This is a genomic window from Cuniculiplasma thermophilum (genome assembly GCF_052315355.1).
Lineage (GTDB): Archaea > Thermoplasmatota > Thermoplasmata > Thermoplasmatales > Thermoplasmataceae > Cuniculiplasma.
This window is the reverse complement of the sequence record NZ_JBLSDF010000057.1, coordinates 1-6,228: the sequence shown is the minus strand read 5'-3', so window position 1 is coordinate 6,228 and position 6,228 is coordinate 1. Positions and strand designations below refer to the sequence as shown.

The window sequence follows — 6,228 nt, the reverse complement described above, 5'->3', positions numbered from 1 at the left end:
GACCTGAAAAAAAGGATTCTAAGTTACATAGAAGAGACAAACAGCGAACCTGTTGTCTTCACGTGGAAATACAGGATGGATGAGATGCCAGGTGGAATAGGAGCATGATATTGCAAGTATAATTAGGAAACGCTATACTAGTGAAATTTGTCTGGGGCTTTTTTGGAAATCTGAATTCGGAAAAGGTTTCATCGCAATATACAAGATGATCCTCAAGTGCAGATTTAAAAAATTCCGCTTTTGATAGGATGTCACCAGTTGGATTGTTAGGATCTGTAAAACTCAGGGATTCGTTTTTCTGCAGCTCATATTTCTGATCCCTCATAATACGATGGCTTTTGAAACCATATCTTTCAGGTACGAAGTACATTGGTTCGTATTCAGGTACCGTGATGATGATTCTTTCTGACTCCCTGGAAAGGAAGAGGGATGCGAGCTGAATGGCCTCGGATCCGCCGTTTGTGCTCATGACCTCATTCTTTTCGACCCCGTATATCTCAGAAACGGTGCTGTAAAAGTTTTCCTCCATCTTTGTTGCTTCTTTTTGAAATTCCTCTCTTACAAAATCAATGCCTGAGTTAATAAAAATACTGGAATTCATCCCACTTGCAGTGAGATCAAATTTTGCTCTGTAATTGTTGCTGTTGATCCAGCTAAAAATATTATCAAATATATTTTCCATAAAGGAAAATACATCTAAAATTAAAAATTTGTTTACTGTATTATAACCTGACCCATCATCCAGCCAGGTGTGGACATTGCACCGCCCCATCCACTGGGACCTGTACCACAATCAACCTGACACTGCCATCCGTATGTTCCTGGACCATATGTCTGGAACTCGGCTGAAACTATGGAGTCAGATGGAACCATTATGTTAAGTCCCAGTTTGGGTATTGTAAAGGTGTGTGCAAGTTCAGAGGAAGGCACAGAAGTAACATACTGTCCTCTCTGATTTGCAGACATATTCACATTTGTGTCATTAACCACATATTCCGTTCCGTTGAGTGTTCCCATTACCTTTGAGTATTGTGAAGGCACAGTTCCAGGTCCGTAATCGTAGTTTATGATTGTTACTTTTATTATACTGTTAGCAGGCAGATATATCTGTGCTGATGAGAGCAGTTTTCCGTTCTGAAGAACATAGTATGCAGGCTGTAAGTGGTTCTGGCTTGCCAAGTAATTCTGATTTGTAATTACCAGTGTTAAGTTATATGTATTTTCTCCATTCGCAGTTGAAGTTGAAGGAGTTTCATGAGATACAGCTCCTGTAAAATACATTCCCATTCCAAACACTATGATTATGGAAATGAGACCTACATAAAACCAGTTTTCCATTGATTTCATTTTTTATCACTAAATTAACAATCAATTCTAGATATAAGAGTGGATTAGCTAACATATCAGGAATATTTTGCCTGAAACGTTTTCAAATAATAGTAATTATTAATTCTCTATGATTATGCCATCTGCTTCACTATCTCTTCAGATGCCTTAACCACAGACTGCTCGCTGTTGTATCTGTTATTCCACCCATATTTTTTCATTTTTTCAATGGAAAGCTGTGCAATCTTTATATCACCGGCCCATCCTCTGCCGTCTATGCCACCGGTGTAGTGGAATTTAACATTTTTCAGATTCATGGCATTGCACACAATCTCCCCTATCCTCTTCACACTTGTTCTCTCATCATTTCCAAGGTTGACCACATCTCCTTTGGAATCCCTTTCGTATATGTGCAGCATGGCTCCAACGCAATCGTCTATATGCATGTAAGATTTCTCCTGTCTCCCGTCACCAAGAATTTCAAGCTCCTTTGGATTCTTCTTCAGTTTCAGGATGAAGTCGTGAATCACACCATGGGTCGAATTTCTGCCAACTATGTTTGCAAATCTGAAAATTGTTGGTTTTATCCCATAATAGTGATAGTAGGACCATATGAAACCTTCATTGGCAAGTTTCGATGCACCGTAGAGGGATATGGGCAGGCATGGGCCGTAATTTTCAGGTGTTGGAATCACGTCAGCCTCTCCATATACTGTTGACGTTGATGAGAATATCATACTCTTGATGTCTTTCTTTCTCATAAATTCCAGTAAATTATGGGTTCCAATCACGTTAATATCCATGTCAGATTTCGTATCTGTGCTCCCAGCCCTAACATCGGAATTCGCCGCAAGATGAATCACTATGTCGAAGGAATCCTTTATGCCATTAAGGGAATCTTCCTTTCTTATATCTCCATTTATGAACTTCACCTTATCTTTGAATGTATTGAGATTTGACAGATTTCCACCAGAGAGGTTGTCAATAATCGTAACATCATTATGCTCATAGAGCCATTCGGCCATATTGGAACCTATGAAACCAGCTCCACCAGGAATCAAAATTGACCTGTCCTTTATCATGCCCCCTTATTGCCCATGTATAAATAATATTAATTGAATGCGTCCAATGGAATTTTAATTATTAAAAATTGCCTATCTATCTGAGTTTTTCTTCAATATTTTCTATGACAGCCCTGCTGCTCTGAATTCTGCTCATTCCAGATTCATCCTCAAGTACAAGTGTGAATGGAAGTATATTCATCTCCCTGATCCTTTTAAGGGTCTCTTCCGCTTCATTTCTCTCTATCTCTGTCCCCTCAAAATCCCTCAGTATGATATCCATTTTTTCCGATATCTGAGTCAGTATCCCTTCAACAGTTGTTATCTCACCGCTGGAAATATCTCCAGGTTCAATTTCTGCACCAATCTCCGGTATTACAACTCTTGCCTCTGGAGATCTGTAAAGGGTCGTTCTAATATCCTCCCTGTTTCTTACTGAGTAACTTATCCTTATGGGCTTATTTCTGTCTAGCTGAACAACATCATTTTTCTTGAAAAGGCACTTTTTGCAAAAGTATGACTGTACAAGAATTCTTCTTTCATAGGCAATGTCCGTGAGCATCTGAATGAAGAACAGATTGGATCCACACACAGGACACTTTACATTTGTCTCTTCCTCAACAGGTATTTCATAATCATCCGACATAACTATCAATCCACTCTTTGAGCTCTCCCTTTATTATTCTGCTCTTTTTCCTTGCATCCATCATCTTTTTGGTTCCTGTAAGCATCATTCCTATCTTGAATTCTCTTATTATGGTTCTTATATTCATATCAACGGTTTCAAAGGATTCATCGGCTCCTTCCAGAAGTGTCCTGGCAAATCCACCAGCCATAGCACCCAGAGATATGGCCTTGAACAGATCCAGTCCGTTTCTAAGCCCACCACTTCCAATCACTGGTATCTTTTCTGAGGCAAGCATAATGCTCACTGGTGATGGAACACCCCAGTTCCAGAATGTTTTTCCTGCCCTAGTCTTTTCCATATCTCCTGTCTTTTCCGCTCTGTAATATTCTATAGCTGCAAAGCTGGTCCCTCCAAGGCCTCCAACATCTATGGCCTTCACACCGGCATCTATCAGATCATTAATGTCATCCCTTGAGAAACCTGCTCCAGTTTCCTTGGCAATTACTGGATAACTTGCAGCAATTTCCTTAACTCTCTTCAGAACACCCTCTGAGTTTCTGTCCCCTTCAGGTTGTATCATCTCCTGAAGGAAGTTAAAGTGTATTATGAGAAATTTTGCACCTATGAGATCGATGAGGTAATCAAGGTCCTTTTCCTTCAGGGGTTTCTTATCCTGTTCTATAAGTTGAGGTGCACCTATGTTTGCAATTTTTACTGGAATCTTGAAATCGTTGATAACAGAATAGGTATCACCAAGTTCCCTGTGCTCCACTGCTGCCCTCATGCTTCCGAGCCCCATGGGTATATTGAACTTTTCTGCTGCCATGGCAAGATTTCTGTTTATTTTCTTTGCAAGGTCTGTCCCACCGGTCATGGAAGAGATGAGCATGGGATAATCCACCTCAATTCCCAAAAAATTGGTTCTGGTTTCAATTGAATTAAAATCAACCTCCGGAATCGATCTGTGAACCATTATTATGTCATCCCAGTAGTTATGTGCTGCATTGACCTCATTTTTTTCAGCAATTCGAATATGTTCCTCCTTTCTATTTGCTATCATATAAATTCCGTCCCGATGAAATTTCCCTTCTCTATATCCATAATTCTTTGAGGGTATTTACCATTGATCAAATAGGTTTTTACACCCATCTGCCTGCACTTAATCATGGAGTTAAATTTTTTCAGCATTCCTCCGGTTACATCATTTTCAACACCCTGAAATTTTATGCTTTCTCCATTGAATTGTCTTATCAATTTCGAATTTTTATTTTTCTTCGGGTCGTCATCAAATACACCATCAACGTCAGAAAGGAAGATTGCGTATTCTGGCTTGAAAATATCCGCAAGATCAACCATTATATCGTCACCCGATTCAATCTTGATAGTTTCGTGGTCAATGAAAGCATCCCCGTATAGAACTGGGACAATACCACTCTTGAATGCCTTTTTCACGGGTGAATAGTCAAATTTCTCTCCATTCCAGAGATTGAAGGGAGAGAAGCCAATTGCAGGTATTCCCTCATCCATCATAATGGAAACAACGTGATTATTGAGAAGTGCCATGTCATTCTTCACAACGCAAGATCCAAATATAGTTTCCTTTGATATTTTTCCAGGAAGGCCATATTTTTTGCTGGCAATATGTCCAAAGGATCCACCTCCATGTACAAGAATAAATTGATCCTTTGATATCTCTTTAATCATTTCTCTGGCGTTTTTTTCATTAAATTTTCTGTATTCTCCCTTATCAGTGATCAGACTACCGCCTATTTTTATAATTTTCATTACAAGCACTCGATCCAACTTCAGCATATTTATTTTTTTAGACTCTTTTTCCTTTTAATAATTACAGCATATTTTTCAGTGTAATCTGTTTTCAAAATGACCAAGGTCATTTGATGGTTTGGATTTAAATTCACAGATTATTGTCCATCTTCCAAGCATAAGGCTTTCAACTACACAAACTATGACAATGAGAATACTCTAATGAAAAATGAAATAAACTCGCATTTTTGTCAAGGATTAAATAAAACTTTAACATCCAGATAAGAAGGGGCCGGTAGATCAGCGGTAGATCGCCTGCTTTGCAAGCAGGAGGCCTCGGGTTCAAATCCCGACCGGTCCATTGTGAATTCCAATTCTCTCATATCTCCCGTCCGTAACTTTTCCTTCCGCCTGCTACTTGCCTATCCTCTTGATTTCTGATATGCGAGCATGGAAAAGCGTTACCGGATTTGATTATTTTTCATTTGTTACCGTGACCCACATATTTTCAGGAATATTGATATTTATAGCATCTTTCGTTTCTGCAACGTGACCTGCATTTAGCTTATAATGAACGGAAACATAGAAATCAACGAGACCGAAACCTGTGTGGAATTTTCCGTCTCCCAACCCTCCCTTTGAAAGTACAATTGCCCCGGCAGAATTACCGATTATTATGCCTGTGAACTCAAATAACCTATCCTGCAAAGCTCTCTGTTTTAACTCGCGATATAGAACCTCAGTGTCTCCACCTGGAAGATAAATGGTGTCTACCTCAGAGAATTTTCGTTGGATATTATTTTCAGGATCGTTTTTGGCCAGAAACAATACCTCTTCAAAGCCGCAATGTGAAAAATAGTCACGTAACACCCTCGAATATTCAGCTTCCTTCTCAAGAGAATCCGAAGTCCAAGGTATAACCAGAATCTTCCCTAAACTTGATAACTTCCTCACGTCCTTGAACAGGGTTTCGTTTGTCCTCCGTTTAACGTCCTCTCCTCCCTGCAGGATTATGATTTGGGAAACCATATAAAGGTAATGCGAGTAGCATTCTTAAAATCCATTGTTTTGAAATATTCCCTTAAAATATTAATGAAATGCGGTTTCATTCCTAATACACAAGTTTGATCTTAGATGGATCAAGGCAGACAGCTTATAGTTTGGATAATATCAACCAAATCTGGTCGTAATTCTTAAGAGGATATAAAAACGCATTTTGGCCATTCAAATGACACTCCTGCAGCACTTATCTCGCTAATAAAGATTGCTGTACAAATATATATTACTGATAAATGCAGTATTTCTCGGGAGGTTTTCTATTTTCTACCTTATTCTGTAAATTTTCTGCATAACTTCCTGATTACCGCTGAAGATCAATCTATTTTTGACTGTTTATTTTCTTAATTATCCCTTTTTATCACTATTTCCCATGAAATTTCTTAAATAATT

The 6,228-nt window shown here is 38.9% G+C and carries 7 protein-coding genes and 1 tRNA gene; 1 reads left to right on the top strand and 7 read right to left on the bottom strand.

Translation table 11 applies throughout. From position 1 onward, the window contains the following. Positions 1-58: 58 nt before the first annotated feature. From ACNF42_RS08275 to ACNF42_RS08250, 6 genes are all read right to left on the bottom strand, one after another. The gene (locus tag ACNF42_RS08275) at positions 59-682 is read right to left on the bottom strand and encodes an aminotransferase class I/II-fold pyridoxal phosphate-dependent enzyme (RefSeq protein WP_443340295.1); all 624 of its coding nucleotides are present in this window, start codon (positions 680-682) and stop codon (positions 59-61) included. 32 nt (positions 683-714) lie between these two features. Continuing rightward, the gene (locus ACNF42_RS08270) at positions 715-1,347 is read right to left on the bottom strand and encodes a hypothetical protein (protein ID WP_443340294.1); all 633 of its coding nucleotides are present in this window, start codon (positions 1,345-1,347) and stop codon (positions 715-717) included. Positions 1,348-1,460: 113 nt separating this feature from the next. Then, positions 1,461-2,408: an NAD-dependent epimerase/dehydratase family protein gene (locus ACNF42_RS08265; RefSeq protein ID WP_443340293.1), complete on the bottom strand. Its 948-nt coding sequence runs from the start codon at positions 2,406-2,408 to the stop codon at positions 1,461-1,463. A gap of 76 nt (positions 2,409-2,484) precedes the next feature. Further along, complete coding sequence (locus ACNF42_RS08260) at positions 2,485-3,033, bottom strand: ZPR1 zinc finger domain-containing protein (RefSeq protein WP_443340292.1); 549 nt, start codon at positions 3,031-3,033, stop codon at positions 2,485-2,487. Further along, entirely contained in the window at positions 3,023-4,075 is a 1,053-nt protein-coding gene (gene fni, locus ACNF42_RS08255; protein WP_443340291.1) for a type 2 isopentenyl-diphosphate Delta-isomerase, read from the bottom strand. Before fni ends, ACNF42_RS08260 begins: the two co-directional genes overlap by 11 nt. After that, positions 4,072-4,800, bottom strand: a complete 729-nt coding sequence (locus ACNF42_RS08250; RefSeq protein ID WP_443340290.1) for an isopentenyl phosphate kinase — start codon at positions 4,798-4,800, stop codon at positions 4,072-4,074. Before ACNF42_RS08250 ends, fni begins: the two co-directional genes overlap by 4 nt. A 268-nt stretch (positions 4,801-5,068) precedes the next feature. Between ACNF42_RS08250 and ACNF42_RS08245 the strand changes: the two genes are divergently transcribed. Then, positions 5,069-5,140, top strand: a tRNA-Ala gene (locus tag ACNF42_RS08245). Between the two features lie 113 nt (positions 5,141-5,253). Here ACNF42_RS08245 and ACNF42_RS08240 read toward each other — a convergent pair. Beyond that, complete coding sequence (locus ACNF42_RS08240; protein WP_443340289.1) at positions 5,254-5,808, bottom strand: Type 1 glutamine amidotransferase-like domain-containing protein; 555 nt, start codon at positions 5,806-5,808, stop codon at positions 5,254-5,256. Positions 5,809-6,228 lie beyond the last annotated feature (420 nt).

Bases quoted from the DNA above. Each gene is read 5' to 3' on its own strand.
- ACNF42_RS08275 (WP_443340295.1), bottom strand. From the start codon at position 682: ATGGAAAATATATTTGATAATATTTTTAGCTGGATCAACAGCAACAAT.
- ACNF42_RS08270 (WP_443340294.1), bottom strand. From the start codon at position 1,347: ATGAAATCAATGGAAAACTGGTTTTATGTAGGTCTCATTTCCATAATC.
- ACNF42_RS08265 (WP_443340293.1), bottom strand. From the start codon at position 2,408: ATGATAAAGGACAGGTCAATTTTGATTCCTGGTGGAGCTGGTTTCATA.
- ACNF42_RS08260 (WP_443340292.1), bottom strand. From the start codon at position 3,033: ATGTCGGATGATTATGAAATACCTGTTGAGGAAGAGACAAATGTAAAG.
- fni (WP_443340291.1), bottom strand. From the start codon at position 4,075: ATGATAGCAAATAGAAAGGAGGAACATATTCGAATTGCTGAAAAAAAT.
- ACNF42_RS08250 (WP_443340290.1), bottom strand. From the start codon at position 4,800: ATGAAAATTATAAAAATAGGCGGTAGTCTGATCACTGATAAGGGAGAA.
- ACNF42_RS08240 (WP_443340289.1), bottom strand. From the start codon at position 5,808: ATGGTTTCCCAAATCATAATCCTGCAGGGAGGAGAGGACGTTAAACGG.